At 32.1% G+C, this 19,082-nt stretch carries 20 protein-coding genes and 1 riboswitch; of the genes, 11 read left to right on the top strand and 9 right to left on the bottom strand.

All coding sequences use genetic code 11. From position 1 onward, the window contains the following. Positions 1–59 precede the first annotated feature (59 nt). On the top strand, positions 60–761 hold the full coding sequence (locus JJC02_11505) for a hypothetical protein (protein ID UDN53529.1): 702 nt from the start codon (positions 60–62) through the stop codon (positions 759–761). Between the two features lie 59 nt (positions 762–820). Continuing rightward, entirely contained in the window at positions 821–1,327 is a 507-nt protein-coding gene (locus tag JJC02_11500; GenBank protein UDN53528.1) for an NUDIX domain-containing protein, read from the top strand. 369 nt (positions 1,328–1,696) lie between these two features. Here the strand turns inward: JJC02_11500 and JJC02_11495 are convergent, their stop codons facing one another. Together JJC02_11495 and JJC02_11490 are read right to left on the bottom strand one after the other, a co-directional pair. After that, the gene (locus JJC02_11495; protein UDN53527.1) at positions 1,697–2,005 is read right to left on the bottom strand and encodes a DUF1540 domain-containing protein; all 309 of its coding nucleotides are present in this window, start codon (positions 2,003–2,005) and stop codon (positions 1,697–1,699) included. Positions 2,006–2,064: 59 nt separating this feature from the next. Further along, positions 2,065–2,493 carry a hypothetical protein gene (locus tag JJC02_11490; protein ID UDN53526.1) on the bottom strand — a complete coding sequence of 143 codons (429 nt, stop codon included), beginning with the start codon at positions 2,491–2,493 and terminating at the stop codon, positions 2,065–2,067. A gap of 245 nt (positions 2,494–2,738) precedes the next feature. Between JJC02_11490 and JJC02_11485 the strand changes: the two genes are divergently transcribed. Further along, the gene (locus JJC02_11485; protein UDN53525.1) at positions 2,739–3,056 is read left to right on the top strand and encodes a transposase; all 318 of its coding nucleotides are present in this window, start codon (positions 2,739–2,741) and stop codon (positions 3,054–3,056) included. Then, a complete protein-coding gene (locus tag JJC02_11480; protein ID UDN56419.1) occupies positions 3,014–3,910 on the top strand; it encodes an IS3 family transposase in 897 nt (298 codons plus the stop codon). The genes JJC02_11485 and JJC02_11480 overlap by 43 nt, the downstream gene beginning before the upstream one ends. A gap of 108 nt (positions 3,911–4,018) precedes the next feature. On the opposite strand, the gene JJC02_11475 is transcribed toward JJC02_11480, so the two are convergent. After that, positions 4,019–5,476 carry a carbon starvation protein A gene (locus tag JJC02_11475; protein ID UDN53524.1) on the bottom strand — a complete coding sequence of 486 codons (1,458 nt, stop codon included), beginning with the start codon at positions 5,474–5,476 and terminating at the stop codon, positions 4,019–4,021. Positions 5,477–5,883: 407 nt separating this feature from the next. On the opposite strand from JJC02_11475, the gene nadA reads away from it, so the two are divergent. The 3 genes from nadA to nadC are packed head-to-tail and all read left to right on the top strand — an operon-like array spanning position 5,884 to position 8,929. After that, positions 5,884–6,798, top strand: coding sequence for a quinolinate synthase NadA (gene nadA / locus JJC02_11470; protein UDN53523.1), 915 nt, complete (start codon positions 5,884–5,886; stop codon positions 6,796–6,798). A 12-nt stretch (positions 6,799–6,810) separates the two neighbouring features. Then, positions 6,811–8,112, top strand: coding sequence for an L-aspartate oxidase (locus JJC02_11465; protein UDN53522.1), 1,302 nt, complete (start codon positions 6,811–6,813; stop codon positions 8,110–8,112). Next, a complete protein-coding gene (gene nadC / locus JJC02_11460; GenBank protein ID UDN53521.1) occupies positions 8,093–8,929 on the top strand; it encodes a carboxylating nicotinate-nucleotide diphosphorylase in 837 nt (278 codons plus the stop codon). Before JJC02_11465 ends, nadC begins: the two co-directional genes overlap by 20 nt. 159 nt (positions 8,930–9,088) lie before the next feature. On the opposite strand, the gene yidA is transcribed toward nadC, so the two are convergent. The 6 genes from yidA to JJC02_11430 all read right to left on the bottom strand — a co-directional run bounded on the left by yidA (position 9,089) and on the right by JJC02_11430 (position 14,537). Beyond that, a complete protein-coding gene (gene yidA / locus JJC02_11455) occupies positions 9,089–9,910 on the bottom strand; it encodes a sugar-phosphatase (protein UDN53520.1) in 822 nt (273 codons plus the stop codon). A 423-nt stretch (positions 9,911–10,333) separates the two neighbouring features. Beyond that, positions 10,334–11,815 carry a recombinase family protein gene (locus JJC02_11450; protein UDN53519.1) on the bottom strand — a complete coding sequence of 494 codons (1,482 nt, stop codon included), beginning with the start codon at positions 11,813–11,815 and terminating at the stop codon, positions 10,334–10,336. Positions 11,816–12,053: 238 nt separating this feature from the next. Beyond that, positions 12,054–12,428 carry a winged helix-turn-helix transcriptional regulator gene (locus JJC02_11445; protein ID UDN53518.1) on the bottom strand — a complete coding sequence of 125 codons (375 nt, stop codon included), beginning with the start codon at positions 12,426–12,428 and terminating at the stop codon, positions 12,054–12,056. Between the two features lie 30 nt (positions 12,429–12,458). After that, the gene (locus JJC02_11440) at positions 12,459–12,752 is read right to left on the bottom strand and encodes a response regulator (protein ID UDN53517.1); all 294 of its coding nucleotides are present in this window, start codon (positions 12,750–12,752) and stop codon (positions 12,459–12,461) included. Between the two features lie 131 nt (positions 12,753–12,883). Then, a complete protein-coding gene (locus tag JJC02_11435) occupies positions 12,884–14,020 on the bottom strand; it encodes an alpha/beta hydrolase (protein ID UDN53516.1) in 1,137 nt (378 codons plus the stop codon). A gap of 61 nt (positions 14,021–14,081) precedes the next feature. Next, entirely contained in the window at positions 14,082–14,537 is a 456-nt protein-coding gene (locus tag JJC02_11430; protein UDN53515.1) for a MarR family transcriptional regulator, read from the bottom strand. 467 nt (positions 14,538–15,004) lie between these two features. Here JJC02_11430 and JJC02_11425 point away from each other — a divergent pair, with 467 nt between their 5' ends. From JJC02_11425 to JJC02_11410, 4 genes are all read left to right on the top strand, one after another. After that, on the top strand, positions 15,005–16,699 hold the full coding sequence (locus JJC02_11425) for a M3 family oligoendopeptidase (protein ID UDN53514.1): 1,695 nt from the start codon (positions 15,005–15,007) through the stop codon (positions 16,697–16,699). A gap of 330 nt (positions 16,700–17,029) precedes the next feature. After that, positions 17,030–17,142, top strand: a riboswitch (glycine riboswitch). Positions 17,143–17,245: 103 nt separating this feature from the next. Next, complete coding sequence (locus JJC02_11420; GenBank protein ID UDN53513.1) at positions 17,246–17,617, top strand: GrdX family protein; 372 nt, start codon at positions 17,246–17,248, stop codon at positions 17,615–17,617. Between the two features lie 94 nt (positions 17,618–17,711). Beyond that, positions 17,712–18,659, top strand: a complete 948-nt coding sequence (gene trxB / locus JJC02_11415) for a thioredoxin-disulfide reductase (GenBank protein ID UDN53512.1) — start codon at positions 17,712–17,714, stop codon at positions 18,657–18,659. 62 nt (positions 18,660–18,721) lie between these two features. Next, a complete protein-coding gene (locus JJC02_11410) occupies positions 18,722–19,039 on the top strand; it encodes a thiol reductase thioredoxin (protein ID UDN53511.1) in 318 nt (105 codons plus the stop codon). Positions 19,040–19,082 lie beyond the last annotated feature (43 nt).

Here is a 19,082-nt window from a genome sequence, read left to right as displayed (position 1 = left end):
ATTTATATATATATTTTATTGGTATTTATTGTTATTATTATTATGAGGAGTGATTTTTGATGGGAAAAATAAATTTAAAAAGTATGATAAGATTATTTTCGGGTTTCTTTATATTTGCAATTTCTTCTGTGCTTATGATTAATGCACATGTAGGTCTTATGCCTTGGGATGTACTTCATCAAGGTTTATCTATAAAACTAGGTATAACTATAGGTCAGGCTTCTATAATGGTAGGAGTTATAATCGTTATATTGGATGCAGTTTTTGGTGAAAATATAGGATGGGGTACACTATTTAACATGACATTTATAGGAATTTTTATTGATTTAGTAATATTTTCTGGAGCGATACCTCACGCAAGTAACACTTATGTAGGTGTATTTATGGTTGTTATAGGAATTATTTTGGCAGCTATAGCAAGCTTTTTATATTTAGGTGTTTGTCTTGGAAGTGGACCGAGAGATGGGCTTATGATTGCTCTTCAGAAAAGAACCAATAAATCTGTACGTCTTGTCAGAACAATTCTTGAAATACTAGCATTGATTGTTGGTTGGCTATTAGGAGGTTCTGTAGGTATTGGTACGCTTGTAAGTGCTTTAGGGTTAGGATATGTATTACAAATAGTGTTTAGAATATTTAAATTTGATACAAAGTCGCTGAAACATAGATTTATTATAGATGACATAAGAGAGTGGAAGGAAAAGAAAAGTGAGGAACATAAATGTAAATCAGGTATTGCAATAAAAAATGAGCAGAACTAATTATACTAAAATATATTTGTAGTTTATCTAATTTATAGTAAATGTAAGGAGATTTTGAAATGGAATTATGGGATTTATATAATGCCAATGGAGTTAAAACAGGAAATGTTATAAAAAGAGGTAATTCTATTGAAGAAGGTTATTATCATTTAGCAGTTGAAGTATGGATTTTAAATAGTGACTCTCAAATTTTAATTCAGAAAAGGTCTAAAAGTAAAAAGACATTGCCAAATATGTGGGGGATGACAACTGGATGTATTGTTTCTGGGGAAGAAAGTTTAGAAGGAGCAATTCGTGAAGCAAAGGAAGAAATAGGGATAGATATAAGTAAAGACGAAATGAAGGTTTTTAGAAGTATGATTCATGATGATACCCTTTGGGATGTATATTTGGTTAAAAAAGAATATGATATATCAAAAGCTATTTTACAGGAGGAAGAAGTAAGTGAAGTAAAGTGGGTAAGTACAGATGAAATAAGACAATTACTAAAAGAGGGTTTGTTTTTTGAATATCCAGAAATATACGAATTACTATCTCATATAGATAATAATAAATTAAACATATGATGTTGAGTAGATTTTAGTATAAGTATGATTATTTAAAATTTATCTTCTCTAAATTTTAATATTGTTTTATGAAAAATTAATAAGTAATTTTTAATATTTTTCTACTCGTTTTTATTATTTTACTTGTAGGAGAACACTATTTAGGTATATGGGGATTATTAATTGGAGTTCCAATATTCATGCTCCTTATGGATATTCTAGGTGTTAAATTTACCTCTAGGTAATATATAAAATAATAATTTATTTGTATATATGGATTATGATTTACTTTAAAAAAGAACCTATAATTAGACATCATTAATAAAGACGTCTATTTGATAGGTTCCATTTTGCTTTTTGTAAATACTATAAAGTTAAATAAAAAGAAATTTATTTCATTTCAAAAGTTTCACAACTTGCATTTTTTTCATTTATATGAACTTTTTCAGCTTTACAAAGTTCATTTTTATTGTATTTACATTTTACAGCTTCACAATAAATGTTATCTGTATCAACTTGGTTAGTTTCATTAGAACGACTAGTTATTCCAGACGTATATTTGTCTTCAAAAGAAGCACAATAAGTATTTTCTGTAGTAGTTGCTTGCTTTCCGTCTACTTTTATGCTACCAGCATAGCAGTATCCGCTAGTATTATAAGCGCAATTAGTGGCAGCACAATTTAAATTATTATTTTTCATAAATAACCTCCTAAGTTTTATTTAAACTTATTATGTGAAGTTATTTAAATTTTATACACTTATTTACAATTACATTTATTACATTTAACAACTACATCTTTGGAAGTTTCCCTTCCTAAATTTTTATTAACATGATATACATCAACATTTTCAGTTGATCCACATATAGAACACTTAGAATTGTTTTCTAGTAAAGTTCTTTCCTTAAATAACTTCCAGTACATAGAATTGATGTAATCATTATAATTTACCTTGAGGCATGTCTCAAGAAAGTTTATGTATAGATTGTCTAAATCTCCTGTATTTAACTCTGTATATTCTGGTTCAAAATATTCACAACATCCTCTAAAGTCAGGTTTTGTATCTGAAATAACACATCTAATATCATATCTATAGTCTAGGCTAGGCCCCTTAAATGAAAGATGTGTGCAAAAAGAGCAAGATGTTTCTGGTAGATTTTTTTCAAGTTCATATAATTTATTATTCATAAGTATTCCTCCAAAAAAATTTATTTTAAGTATATAAATAAATAGATTGTTTTAAAACTTTTATTTATTTATATTATAAACATAGGATAAATATTCCAATAAAGAGGAAACACTTAAATATTTATTGCTGTATTAAATGAAAAAGAGGTCAATCTCTAACTTAGTATAATCCCCTTATAGTAGACATTTAAATAAAAGGCTATTATAATAGGTCTAAAAAGCGTATACTCTAAGGGGGTTTTTCTATGTCTAAAAAACACAAAAAATATAGCAAAGAACTTAAACTAAAAGCTGTAAACTTATATATAAAAGAAGGATACTCATCATACAAAATTGCTGAGATGCTGAATATAAGAAGCAAAACACAAGTTCAAAACTGGGTAAAAGATTATAAAAATAAAGGTAAAACTGCGTTTAATGATGAAACTAGGGGCAGATTTAAAAATATTAGTCTAGAAAATGATAATAGAAAATTTAAATCTGTTGAAGAAGAATTGAAGTACTTACGCATGGAGAATGAATTCTTAAAAAAGTTAAGTACCCTATTGGACAAGTCAAAGTAAGCGATAAATTTAAAACAATTAAACTTATGTCTAGGAAGTATAGTATTTCTAGTATGTGTAAGTTGATAGGTGTGTCAAGAAGCGGTTACTATAAATGGCTAAGTTATTCTAAAAAATCTTCCGATAGGGGTATCAAAGATAGAATTATTAAGGATTATATAATTGAAATACATAAAAAATATAGAGGAACTTACGGTAGAAAAAGAATTTGTACTTATTTAAATAAAATACTTGATAGCCCTATTAATCATAAGAGAGTATATAGGTTGATGAAAGAACTAGGTATTAAATCTATTATTAGAAAGAAAGTATATAGACGTAAGTTTAAATCATATGAGATATATGATAATATATTAAATCGTGAATTTAGAGCTAATCAACCATTAGAAAAAATTTGTATGGATATAACATACATACCTATCGGTAAAAAATTCTTATATATGAATGTAGCCAAAGATTTATTTAATGGTGAAATAGTGGCATATGAGATAAGTACAAAAATGGATACTAAATTAGTTAATAATACAGTAAATCAACTAATAAATATGAATTTAGCTAAAGATTGTATTTTACATACAGATCAAGGTTCACAATATACAAGTAGATCTTACTCTAAAAGGCTTAAGGATAATGGTATTATACAATCAATGTCCCGAAAGGGCAACTGCTGGGATAATGCTCCTATAGAAAGTTTTTTCAGTCATTTTAAATCTGAATTAATATATTTAATTGATACTACAGATCCAAAGAAAATGATTAGTCTAATAAATGATTATATTTATTTTTATAATAATGAAAGAATACAATTAAAAAACGGAATGAGTCCGATTGAATATCGAACTCATTGTGCGTAAAGATAGCCTTTTTTAAGTCTGTCTACTTGACAGGGACATATCCAAACTTGAGAAAACCTCTTTTTCGTTACTTTTTTTAATTTAATTTAAATGTGATTTTATTTATTTTTAGTCAGCTAATTTGGTATCTGCTTTGCTTTTTAACTTTTTACCAGAGCGTACAGTTAAAACAGCATATAATACAGTAAATATAGCAGCTAAAGCATATGATATATTTATGTTTAAGTTAAATCCAATTTGAGCATTAAATATATAACTGAATATAACAAAAGAGTAAAACATACCTGGAATTAAGCTTATAATATAATTCTTTTCTTTTATTATAAGGTAAACTGTAATCATTGCAAATGCAAATATAGCGATAGTTTGATTACTCCATGAGAAGTATCTCCACAATATATTAAATCCAGAAGCACTAAGCTTTGCAAATACGAGGATGGCTATTACAGGAATAAATATACAGATTGATAATATAACACGATGTTTCTTTTCCTTTTGGTCATAATGAAAGTAATCTGCAAGCATTAATCTTAAAGATCTTAAAGCTGTATCTCCAGAAGTTATTGGTAAAACAATAACACCTATTATGGCTATGATACCACCAATAGAGCCAAGTAAATCTCTTGCAACTAAACCTATTACATCAGGAGAACCTATTAATTCCTTAGGTATTCCTTTATTGTAAATACCCATAGCAGCTGCAGCCCAAATCATTGCAATTAGACCTTCTAAAATCATCATGTTATAAAAAGTAGCTTTTCCTTCTTTTTCACTTGAAACTGATCTTGCTATAAGAGTAGCTTGAGTTGAGTGGAATCCAGAAACTATACCACAAGCAACTGTAACGAAGAATGTAGGGATAAGAGGAATTCCATCAGGATGAATACCTTTCCAATTTGCAAGACTTAGATTAGCTAGATCATAACCTTGTGTAAATATCCCTATTCCAACACCAATAGCAGATAAAAGTAAGATAGCTCCAAATATTGGATATATTTTTCCTATGATTTTATCAATTGGAAATAGTGTTGCACATAAGTAATATAGAAAGATAATTCCGTAAACTATCCAGACAACTGGATTATTTATAGTTGATTTCATATTTAAGATTTGAGTAACAACTAAATCTCCAGGTGTGTAAATAAAAACTGCACCAACTAAAAGCATTAAAAGACAAAGGAATATATTATAGACTTGAAATACTTTGTTACCTAGAAATCTACTGATAAGGGAAGGCATCTGTGATCCTTTTTCTCTTATACTAATCATTCCACTCATATAGTCATGTAAAGCTCCTCCAAATACACAGCCAATAGGTATTAGTATAAATGCTATTGGACCAAACAATATACCTTGGATAGGTCCTAGAATTGGACCTGTACCAGCTATATTAAGCAACTCGATTAGACTATTTTTCCACTTTTTCATTGGAACATAATCTACTCCGTCGCTTTGAGCAAGTGCAGGTGTTTTTCTGTCGTCTGGGCCAAATACTTTTTCGCAATAAGCACCGTATAAAACACCTCCTATTAGTAATATAGCCAAGCCGATTAAGAATGTTGTCATAATATCACCCCATTTATAAAAAATTTTGGACTCTGTATATATATCATCTAAATGTGTAGGTTTACATAAAATTTAATTCTAGAAAACCTACAAGTTCTATAAAATACTAAAACTAATATAATTTCATAAATAAATACATATACATAACCATGTACTTAGTATACATGTATTTGGCAAAATTTTCAATATTATAATAATAAAGAATACAAATAAAATTATGGTAATATTTTAAAAAAATATAAAAAATATTTTAAATAGGTAAGGAAAAAATAGAGATTAATTTATACTGTAAATATCTATATATTAACAATATTAAGAGTTCTAAAATTCTTGAAGAAAAAATAGTCAAGTGATATAATGAGTTTACAGGTGTATATACACTAGTACATATAGAAAGCGGTGCAATTATGGATAAAGATTTAACATATCAAATCAAAGAGTTAAAGAAAGAAAAAAATGCAATAATACTTGCCCATTTTTATCAACCACCAGAAATACAAGAATTAGCAGATGCAGTTGGCGACTCATATTATTTAAGTGAAATTGCTAGAGACTGTAAAGAAGAAGTGGTTGTATTTTGTGGAGTGAGATTTATGGGAGAAAGTGCTAAGATATTATCACCTGAAAAAACTGTATTGATGCCAGTAAGTAATGCTGGGTGTGCTATGGCAGATATGGTAGATGAAGAAGGTGTGATAAAACTAAAACAACAGTATCCAAATGCTTTGGTTGTATGTTATATAAACTCTACAGCTAAAGTTAAGGCGCATTGTGATGTTTCAGTTACATCGTCTAGTGCAATTAAAATATTAGAAAACATAGATAATAGAGAAATCATATTCCTTCCAGATAAAAATTTAGGAGGATATATTGCAGAGAAATTTCCAGATAAAGACTTTATATTTTGGGATGGATATTGTAAATACCATAACAATATAAAGACTGAAGAAATAATTGAATTAAAAGATAAGTATAAGGATGCAGAAGTATTGGTACATCCAGAATGTAAAAAAGAAATAAGAGATTTAGGAGATTATGTAGGTAGTACATCAGGAATAATAAAGTATGCTACTAATAGTGAAAATAAAGATTTTATAATAGCAACTGAAGAAGGTATATTGCACGAATTAAAGAAAAAGAATCCTAATAAAAACTTTTATATTCCTGGTGGAAAAATACTATGTACAGATATGAAAAAGACAACATTAGAAAATCTATACAGTACGCTTAAAAATATGGAAAATGAAGTTATTGTAGAAGACAAAATTATGGAAAAGGCTTTAAATTCACTGCTTAACATGCACCAATTAGCAGAAGGATAGAGGGATAGATTTATGAATTTAAAACAAGATGTTTTAATAGTTGGAAGTGGCGTTTCAGGATTATATTGTGCATTAAATTTAGATAAAAATTTAAATGTGTTAGTAGTATCGAAATCAACAATTGAAAATAACAATACATATCTTGCACAAGGTGGAATTTCAACTGCTAGAAATATTGATGATATAGAGTCTTTTGTAGAAGATACAATGAAGGCTGGACAGTATAAAAATAGAGTTGAAGCAGTCCAAGTTCTTGCAGATGAATCTATAGAAAATGTAGGGCAGATAGTAGAGTATGGTATGCATTTAGATAAAGAAAACGGAGAGATAGATTACACAAGAGAAGGAGCTCATAGTGTAAATCGAATAGTTCATAGCAAGGACAATACTGGAGAAGTTGTTTTTAAGACTTTATTAAAAGAAGTTAAAACTAGAGAAAATATAACTCTTATAGAAAATGCCTATCTTTTGGATATATTAAAAGATGGCAATAAATGTATCGGAGCTAGAATTTTTAAGTCTAAAAAAGAGATTCATGTTTTTTCAAAAATAGTAGTTTTAGCCACAGGTGGAATTGGTGGGCTTTTTAAAAATTCTACTAACCAAAGACACCTTACAGGTGATGGAATTGCAATAGCTTTAAGAAATAATATAAAAATAGAAAATTTAGAATATATTCAAATACATCCTACAGCATTTTATGAAGAGAATAGTGAAGGTAGGAGAATGCTTATATCTGAATCATTAAGAGGGGAGGGAGCTAGGCTTTTAAATAAAAATAAAGAAAGGTTTGTAGATGAACTTCTTCCTAGAGATGTAGTTTCAAAAGCAATTTTTGAACAAATGGAAAAAGATAATTTACCTTATGTGTATTTAGATGCAACACATCTAGATAATGAGTATTTAATTAATAGGTTTTCCTTCATTTACAATGAATGTTTAGCTAGAGGAACAGATATAACCAAAGAATATATAAAGGTATCTCCTGCACAACATTATTTTATGGGTGGGATACATGTAGATTTGGATTCAAAAACATCTATGGAAAATTTATATGCAGTTGGTGAAATTAGTTGTACAGGTGTTCATGGAGCAAATAGATTGGCAAGTAATTCATTACTTGAAGGGCTTGTATTTTCAAAGAGAGCAGCTAAAAATATAAACTCAGTTATAGATAATATAAAAGTTAAATTTATAGATACATCAGATATGAATATAGATATAGAACAGATAAAAAAAGAGAATAAAATATTAGTTATAAAAGAAATTGAAAGAACAAGTGAGGATTTTGGCGATGAATTATTTGATTATTGATAGAATGATACAAGATGCTTTAATAGAAGATGTTCCAAGTGAAGATATAACAACTAATTCTATTGTAGATAAAAATTCTAAATCTACTGTAGATTTAATTTGTAAAGAAGAGGGCATAATAGCTGGTCTAGGCGTATTTAAGAGAGTTTTTGATATACTTGGAGGTGTAGATGTAGAATTATATAAAAATGATGGTGATATGGTAAAGAATCGTGAAAAGATAGCTGTATTAACTGGCAATACTAGAAACTTACTTGTAGGAGAGCGTGTAGCATTAAATTATTTACAGAGAATGAGCGGTATAGCTACTATTACAAGTAAGTATGTCAAAAAGCTTGAAGGCACAAATACAAAGTTATTAGATAGTAGAAAAACGATACCTAATCTTAGAATATTAGATAAGTATTCTGTTAAAGTAGGTGGAGGATGCAATCATAGATTTAATTTATCTGATGGAATATTGCTTAAAGACAACCATATTGGGGTTGCTGGTGGCGTTAAGAATGCAGTTGAATTAGCTAGAAAGAACACTTCTTTTGTCAGAAAAATAGAAGTAGAAGTGGAAACTTTAGATATGGTAAAAGAAGCTATAGAAGCCAAAGCAGATATAATAATGTTGGATAATATGAGCTTAGAAATGGCAAAACAAGCAGTAGATATTATAAATGGAAGAGCAATTATAGAATTTTCTGGAAATGTAAATTTAGAGACTATAGAATCTATAGGAAAAATTGGTGTGGATGTTGTTTCTGTAGGAGCACTTACACATTCTGTTAAAGCTCTTGATATAAGTATGAAAAATTTGAAAAATATATAGTGAGATAAACTCAATATGATAAATAATTAAAAAAGATTACTTAAATTGCACAACATCTTTAAGTAATCTTTTTAAGTATTTATACAATACAATCTATTTTACAAATTTTAATATATAATAATACTTAGACATAAATATATGCATTTATTTCACAATTGTTTAAATAGCTTTATTAAGTATATATTTATTTATAACTTTTGCAACTCCATTTTCGTTGTTGGTATCAGTAACATAATCAGCAATTTCTTTTATACTATTACGTGCATTTCCCATAGCTACACCAAGACCTGCATACTTTATCATATGTTGGTCATTTTCTTCATCACCAACAGCAATAGCATTTTCTATAGGTATATTTAGATTAGCGCATAATGTTTTAAGTGCAGTTCCTTTATTAGTAGTTTTACCTAAAAATTCTAGATAAAAAGGAGCAGACCTTACTATAGTATATTTATTGAATAAATTTTTAGGTAGCTGTTGTATGATTTCTTCCAATCTTTCTGGTTCATCAACTATCATGATTTTACAGATTTTAATAGATTCATCAATTTTATCTTTTTGTATATATTTGACTTCTATATCATTTAATTTCGCTTCATGAAGTGTATATTTGCCAGGAGTTTCATTTGGTGTAATTAAATTTGTCATTGTATTTATGTGTATTTTAGTATTATATTTTTTACAAATGTTATTATATATAAAATCAAAATCATCTAAAGTCATTTCTACATCATGTATAATTTTTTCACTTTTAACTTCTTGAATAATTGCTCCATTAAAGCATATAACATAATCACCTTCATCTGTTAAATTTAGTTGATTTAGAAGTTCTTTTACACCAGGAAGAGGTCTGCCTGTTGTTATAACTACTTTGGCTCCAGCCTTTTTTGCTTCTTGAATGGATTCAAAGACTTCAGGAGTAATCCTTTTTTGTGTGTCTAATATTGTTCCATCAATGTCTAGTGCGATTAATTTGTACATATCAACCTCCAATAAATTATATACTCAAATTTCCTGTGAAAACGTTGACACAGCTAGTGTTGAACAAAGTTTCAGTGGGAAATATGATTTGTTTTGTATACTATTATATCAAGAGATAAGTAATTTAGAAAGCTTAATAATATTAATTTTTTGGTAAAAATATTGCTTATGTGACATGGTAGCGTAAAAATTTTGTAATTAATAATTCCAGAATTCTTAATTACAAGCAATGGCATCGTTTGCACTATTAATATAATACAAATTTATCTTAATAGAGCTAAAAGTTTTAAATAAATAGATTTATGGTAATTTGTTATAGTAGTTAGTTTTGTGTTATAAAATATTGTAATTCCATTAATCATATGTTATTATTCAACATGGTTAAAGGTTCTTGACAATGGTATAATGCGAAGTGAGAAAAAATCAAAGTTTCCAATGTATCACGACTTGCTCACTTATGGCCCGCACTTGTAAAACAAGAGTGTCAAGCACCCGGCGCTTGTCGTCAAAGTCAACAGACTCCCAGTCCCGCAGATAGCCGGATATGCTTTCAACCTGAGAGGACGAAACGGAATTAGTGGTGAGGTCGGCCACCAGTTTTGCCTGGGCTTGCCGTTGCCCGTCCAATTCCTCAATACGGCTATTCGCGTATTGTAGCAAGGTGGGGTTTGCGCCGGAAAGCGTGTCAAGCAGTTTTTCAATCTCGGCCTCGGTTTTGGCAAGCGCGGCGCGGGCGACGGTCAGTTTCGGATTGTAGCTTTCGGTTTTGGTGCCTTTCAGCGTTTGGAACGCCCGCATTTTCTTAACCATTTCCGCATACACGGCTTGTTCAAGCACTTGCTTTGTCAGAGTGCCCGCGCCTTGACAGCCCTTATTTTCCGAGCGTTGTTTACACCGAAGATAGGTAACTCCATTCGGAGCGTTGAGACTTGCAAGGGCATATCCGCAACAGCCACACTTGATTTTCCCAGCCAGCCATGTATTATGGCATTTGCGCCCGTTCTGGAATGTGGTGTTTTGTGATAGCTTGCGCTGGACGGACAGCCAGAGCCCCGACGGTATGCGGCCCTTATGGGGGGTTATGACGAGGATCGGCTCCTCACCCTCCCGACCCTGATACAGATAGCACCCATAATCACCCGTGAACAGTTCCGGTGGGCTTTCAATTTTTACACCCTGGGCCTTGAAATATTCGTAAATATCCATATCGGCCTGGACGTAAACCGGGTTTCTCAAAAGCTGGCCCAAAAAACCGCGTTTGAGCGTTTTCCCATACACCAGAATATTCTGCGTGGTGAAGTACCGGGTTATATCCCCGTATGAGGTTTCCGGCTCCCCGTACATTTCAAACATCATCTCGACGTAATCCATCTCCGCGTTTTCCACCAGCTTTTTAGTTTTAATCCCGTCCATGACGATGGGCTCCAAATCAAAACCGTAAGCCGCCCGGCCCCGCATATAGTAGCTTTTGGCGCACCGGGAATAAAAGGCGTCCGTTACACGCATTTGGATGCTTTCGCGTTCCAGTTGCGCGAACACAATACAGATATTGAGCATCGCCCGGCCCATTGGGGTTGAGGTATCAAACTTTTCCGTGCAGGAGACAAACTCCACGTTGTACTGCTTGAATATTTCCATGAGCTTTGCGAAGTCCACAATGGAGCGGCTGATCCTGTCCAGCTTGTAAACGACTACCCGTTTAATCAGCCCGGCCTTGATGTCACCCAAAAGCCGCTGGAAGTCGGGGCGGTCAATGTTCTTGCCGGAATAGCCCTTGTCTTTATATTCATTTCCCTCACCGCCTTTTAATTCGTACCGGCAAAACTCAAACTGGCTTTCAATGCTGATACTGTCCTTTTTGTCAATAGATTGTCTACCGTAAATCGCGTCTATTCTGTTATCCATAATTAGCTCCTTTTCTGTTGGAACAGGAGGCAACCTACAACTATATTATACCTCTGCCGGCCCCTTTCAACAAGGATGCCGCCGCAAAGGGGAACGGGCGACCTCTGGACATTTTGTCCAGAAGTCGCCCGCTCTGTATTAAGGGAAAAAATATCTCTCTATCAATCAACCGCACTTTGAAGCCAAAAGAGAAACCTCTAATGATAAATATTTTGAAAAATACGCTAATAGGCGCTTGCTATTCCTTTTTGCGCCTGGAGGCTTTGAAGCGATAGCCCACGCCTCGGACATTTTCTATGCAGTCTCCATCGCCCAGCTTTTGCCGCAGGCGGCTTACAGGGATGGCGTTGGTTTCGTCACCCTCAAAATCATCGCCCCATACATAGTAGCGCAGTTGTTCATGGGTGAGCACCCGCTCAGCCTGAGAGGACAGCATATACAGCAGATCAAACTCCCGGCGGGGCAAGTCCAATTCCCGCCCATTGTAGACCACGCGGCGGGTAAGGGGATCGATCAACAGGTTTTCAAACGTGACGATGGTATAGCACCGCTGGCCGGGTAGGGGCGGGGCGGTGGCATTGTACGGAGCAGGGCCTGGGCTCGAAACAGGCACTCCTGGAGCTCCAGGGGTTTTTCCAGAAAATCATCCGCCCCCAATCGGAATGCCCTTGTTCTCAATGTCACCCAGGGAGGACAGCACCAGGATCGGCATATTCCGCATTTGCCTCATAAAGCGGAGCAGTTGAAAACCGTCTGTTTCCGATAGGGAAATATCCAGGATCACAAGCTCGTAGTTATGACGGTTAAGGCGCTCGATGCCATCTATCACAGACAGGGTGTAATAAGCACTGATGCCGTATTCAGTCAAAGCGTACTTGATGGCTTTGCAGTTTTTCAAATCGCTATCAATAATCAAAACTCGGTGCTCCGCATTCATTGCGTAACCCTTCTTTCTAATGAATGGCCTTACCACCTCGGGACATAATGTCCAGAGATACCACTAGATGTCCAAACGATAGATTTTATGTAGTACAGCGCGGCTGTAAGCTATTTATGATGTAAGAACAATTAATGTAGAAAGTATTTCCCCAACCAATTTATAATGGTATTGACTGCCAGCATATGATTACCAATCTGACAATGTTGTTCACCCCCCTCTGCTATTGTAAACAATCTGCAAGACAGACTCTTTGCATGATTTATAGATTTTTCAAGTCTATAAAATTGTTTGAGGGGAATGTAGTGATCTTTCTCTCCTGCCAGAAGCAATACATCTTGCGTGATTAAACCTGTAATTTCTGATAGGTTGTGATAAGATAGGTTCTGATAAAACTCAAAAGGGGATTTCGATCCTGTAATATACATTCCCTGGGATAGTGCCCAATCCGCCAGAACATTATTTCTTGCAATTATACCAGTTAGACCATTTAGCAGTCGTTCCCATTTGTTATAATAAGCAAATTGAATAATTTTGCAGATGGGAAGCGGAAATATATTTGTCATTACTTCAAATCCATTGTCCATCACATCGTATGCAACCACTGCTGATATTCTTTTTTCATACGCAGCACTTCGCAACGCAAAATAACCGCCCCATGAAATACCGACCATCGCACATTTTTCAATATGGAAATAAGTCAAAATAGTTGATGTAGCTTTTTCAAAATCAAAGCGAAAGTATAATTTTTCTTTAAGGCATTTCCCTTGTCCTGGCCCATCAAAAAGGAGAATTTCATAACCCTGAGATACAAGTTCATGCACTTGTAATACAAATTCCTCGATAAAAGAGTCATACCCACCACAGACAATAACTGTTCCTTTAGGATGTGGATGGGAAAGTTTTAAGCAATAAAGATGTTTCCCTTCAAAGGGAATCTGTACTTTTTCATAGTGTAAATGCAATTCCAAATCAAAGCCACGGTAAAAGCAATTTATACATCTATCATAGGCGCTCTCTTTTCTTTCATCATTTGCTTTCAAGAAAAACTCAGCCATACGATAATAATAAGCGGCATGAAGGTAGTGATTATTTTTCTCAGCACATCGCGCCATATCAGACCAAACCATGTACCAGTCTTCAAAAGTCTGTATCTCTGGAATACGAGCTTTAATAATCTCACGATTGCATGCTAATTCCCCATAGGTTAAAACCCTGTTGGCCTGAAAATTGAACTGAGGAATCGGGTTTATAATGGTATATCCCATTGTCTTGACACCTCCACGTGTTAAGCAGCTTAACACAAAATGTAAAATAAACAGATTGCTACTACATTAAAATTTCTTTCCACATCTTTTGAACATCGACAGCCAATGAAGAAAGAATATTAAGTGTTTCAGATGGATATTTTTCTAATATGTTAATTAATTCTGCCCTCAATAAAGTATGCTGTTTCTCATGCATATCAAATACCTGTTTCCCCTTTTCAGTAAGAAATAAGATAACTTCATTTTCCGTGTTTGGTGAAACACGTTTTTCAATGAACCCCTTTTTAACAAGTTTGCTAATTGCTTGTGATACAGCACTTTTTGATGTCCCTTGCAGTTTTGCCAAATCAGTTACATTAATATTTTCATGCGTTCCGATAGCGGCAATGGTATGAATTTCAGCTAAATAAATTTGAGGTTCAATTTCATAAGTATGCATCCGCTTTTCCAGGACAGAATATTGGTTTATAACCTGAAGAAACAGTTCACACAGGTGGTCAATCGATAAGTTATCCATAACACTTCTCCTCTGTTAATATACTTAACAGCATACACCATAGATCAAAAGATGTCAAGTAAGCTACAATGCTCATCGCGTAGTTTTAAAAGTTTGCGCACTACCAGCAAGCAAGGCAGGTGTGGCCACACCTGCGATTTTCGCGCCCGCAGGGGGCCGCGAAAATGCCTGTTGGGGTTGCTCCCCAAACCCGCCACCTCTGGACAAAATGTCCAGAAGTGCACGGAATTGACCAACGTTGGGCTGTGTTTCACCTTGCACGCAAAAACGCCGTCCATTGTTTCCAATGGCGGCGTTTTGATGTAGGTTGGCACCTATGTTTTCAGTTGTTTTATTATGCCCTTGTCAAGAACCTTTACAGTATAAAGAATATTTAATATATATAATAATTTTATAAAAGAGTATTACATTACATGTAAAGCTATACTTATAAATACAATAAAATAAAGTTGTAAAGGAGTGTTTAAATGAAATTTTCAGAGTTTAAGTATGAAAGACCCAATTACAATAGTATGAAAAAAGAGTTTTTGAGTTGTATAGAAGATATAAATAATTCTCGTAATTATAAAGAGCAACAAAAAAATATACATAAGATTAATTTATTGAGGAATAAAATAGAAACGTTGTCAAATATAGCATCGATAAGCTATAGTACAGATACACTTAATAAATTCTATCAAGAAGAAAAAAACTATTGGGATGAATATATGCCTTTGTATGAAGAATTAAATTCACATTTTTATAATGCTATTGTAAATTCAAAGTTTAAATATGATTTGATAAAAGAGTTTGGAGAACAATTTTTTACAATAGTAGAATATTCTTTAAAAAGTTTTTCTAAAGAAATAATAAGTGAATTGCAGGAAGAAAATAAATTGTGTTCAGAGTATACTAGACTTTTAGCATCAGCCGAGATAATGTTTGATGGAGAAGAAAGAAATTTATCTGGTATGGGGAAATTTATGTATTCTAAGTGCAGAAAAACGAGAGAACTAGCAAATAAAGCATATTATAATTTCTTTGAAGAAAATGAATCTGAATTTGATGATATATTTGATAAACTAGTAAAACTTAGAGATAAGATATCTAAAAAATTAGGTTTTGAAGATTTTGTAGAGCTTGGATATATCAGAATGATGAGAAGTGACTACAGAGAAGATATGATAGAAAGTGTTAGAAAACAAGTATTAAAATATGTTGTTCCAATGGCCAATGAACTTTATGAAAAACAAGCTAAAAGGATTGGTTTAGAGTATTTAAGTTACATAGATGAAGGCGTGGAATTTTTAACAGGAAATGCAAGTTTAAAGGGAGATTCAAGATACATAATTCAAAATGGTAAAAGGATGTATTCTGAACTGTCGAAAGAAACAGATGGATTTTTTAATTTTATGTTAGAAAATGAACTTATGGATTTAGAAACAAAGAAAGGAAAAGGAGCTGGAGGGTATTGTACCTATATACCAGATTACAAGTCGCCATTCGTTTTTTCTAATTTTAATCAAACTGCTGATGATATAGATGTATTAACACATGAAGCAGGACATGCATTTCAGTTGTATATGTCTAGATGGATTGATATGCCAGAAATTAATTTTCCAACGCTTGACAGTTGTGAAATCCATTCAATGAGTATGGAATTTATAACATGGCCGTGGATGGATTTATTTTTTAAAGAAGATACAGATAAATACAAATTTACTCACTTATCATCTGCAATTAAATTTATACCTTATGGAGTAATTGTTGATGAATTTCAACACTATATTTATAAAAATCCTAATGTAGATAAATCAAAAAGAAAGGAAATTTGGAGATTTTTAGAGAAAAAATACTTACCTCATAGAAAGTATGATGATAATTATTTTTTAGAAAGAGGTTGTTGGTGGTTTAAGCAAGGTCATATATTTAAAAATCCATTTTATTACATAGATTATGTATTAGCTCAAATTTGTGCATTACAATTTTGGAAAAAAATGATTCAAGATAGGGATGCAGGATGGCAAGATTATATAAATATCTGTGAAGTTGGAGGAACAAAATCATTTTTAGACATTGTGAGTATGGGAAATTTGTATTCTCCATTTGATAATGACTGTATTAAGTCTATTATAGGTGATGTTAAATCTTGGTTTGATGAAATAAATGACAACAAATTATAAAAAATTATGAGAATTTCACATCATAAGATTAAAAATTAAAAAAGTATGTAGAAAACAAATATTTGTTGTAAAAATAGTCTTATTTTTAATCAATTTGATAAAATAAACCAAAAAAGGTTTGCACTTAAAAAAAAAAGAAAATACAGGAAATATGCAATATCAACATTTGGAAAAAAAAGTAAAAATGTATACAAAATACATATAAAAAAACTATTGCAAATTTTATAGAATGTTTATATACTTAAGTCAACAGAGATAGAAAAAAGCTATTTAAAGAAAATAAAGGATAAATTGCTTGATTTTCAATTTTCTGAAAACTTAATAATCCGGATGAAGAGTATGGGAGACTGCTTTATAAAAAAGCGACCGAAGGGACAAATTTAATCTTAATTTACCCAAAAGATTAGATGAAATTCTCAGGTAAAGATGACTGTACTTGGACGGGGCTCTGAAAATGATTTTAACAGGGAAGACAAATTGGGAGATTTGTTTTTCCTGTTTTTTATTTATCAAGTAATAAATAAAAGTTTGAAAGAGAGTAAAAAAATGATAATAATTACGAATAATCCAAAAGTAAAAGAAGAAGTTCAAGACAGAGATATTTTGTTTAAAGATACAACGTATATTGGAATCTTAGAAGCAAGTAGGGATTTGATACATGAAGGTTATGAACTTTTATCTCATCCACTTTATGGGAGTGTAAAACCAAATGAAACACCTTACAGAACTGTTATACTAAAGAAAGGAAATCGTTTGGATATAAACTCTTTAACCTTAATTGAAGAAGCAATCATTACTGCAAGTAAATTTCAGAATAATAAAAAGACTCCAAAATGGACAGAAAGTGTTCAAGATGATTTTAGAGTAATTGATTATGATATATTTTATAATACAATACAAAGAATGCAGTATGAATAAAGATGTTTATAAAAAGTTGTTAAAACAGCATAAATATTAAATCTAATTTAATATTAAATAAAATGAGAAATTTAATTGGGGAGGATAAGTCAAAATGGAAAATGTGTATGACTTAGTAATAATTGGTTCAGGACCAGCAGGGCTTGCAGCAGGTCTTTATGGAGCAAGAGCAAAGTTGAAAACTCTAATCCTAGAAAAAGATAAGACTGGCGGGCAAATTGTAATAACACATGAAATTGCAAATTATCCAGGGTCAGTTCCAAATGCAACAGGTCCAAGTCTAATAGCTAGAATGGTTGAACAATGTAAAGAGTTTGGAGCAGAAATGCTAAGAGACAACATTGTAGATACTGAACTAGATGGAGATATAAAAGTTTTAAAAGGGGAAAAAGCAGAATATAGAGCAAAAGCAGTAATAATAGGAACAGGAGCAACTCCAAGAAAGATTGGTTGTCCTGGAGAAAAAGAACTTACTGGTAAAGGTGTTTCATATTGTGCAACTTGTGATGCAGATTTCTTTGAAGATTTTGAAGTATTTGTTGTAGGTGGAGGAGACAGTGCATTAGAAGAAGCAATGTATTTAACTAAATTTGCTAGAAAAGTAACAATTGTACATAGAAGACAAGGATTTAGATGCGCTAAGAGTGTTGAAGAAAAAGCAAAAGCTAATCCAAAGATAGAATTTTTACTAGATACAGTAATAGAAGAAATTAAAGGTGATGGAATATTAGAATCAGTCGTATTTAAAAATAAAGTAACTGGAGAAACTCATGAGTACTTTGCAGATGAAGAAGATGGAACAATGGGAGTATTTGTTTTCGTTGGATTGGATGCTCAAACCGATTTATTCAAAGGCAAAGTTGATATGGATGAAAAAGGTTACATAATAACTGATGAAGATATGAGAACTAACATACCAGGTGTATTTGCAGCAGGAGATTGTAGATCTAAAACTCTAAGACAGGTTGTAACTGCAACTAATGATGGAGCAATTGCATCTATAGTGGCTGAGAAATATATTGATGAAAAATTTGGGAACTAAAGTCTGTAAATTAAATTTAATGAATAATATTTAAAATAAAAATTTCAAGGGGGAATAAGAAAATGTTAGATTTAGATAAGGCTACATTTGAAGAAGAAGTTTTAAATGCAGAAGGTTTTGTATTTGTTGATTTTTGGAGTGAAGGTTGTGAGCCTTGTAAAGCTTTAATGCCAGATGTTCATAAATTAGCTGAAACTTATGGAGATAAAATAAAATTCTGTAAGATGGATACAACAAAAGCTAGAAGATTAGCTATAAAACAAAAAGTACTAGGTCTTCCAACTATGGCTATATACAAAGATGGGGAAAAAGTAGATGAAGTTACTAAGGATGACGCTACAGTTCCTAATATAGAAAACATGATTAAAAAATACCTTTAATGTGTTGATAAGGTATTAACAATGTGAAAATAAAAGAAGAAAT

Origin of the sequence: Clostridioides sp. ES-S-0054-01, assembly GCA_021561035.1 — a bacterium.
Taxonomy (GTDB): domain Bacteria; phylum Bacillota; class Clostridia; order Peptostreptococcales; family Peptostreptococcaceae; genus Clostridioides.
This window is presented reverse-complemented; position numbering and strand designations above follow the sequence as displayed.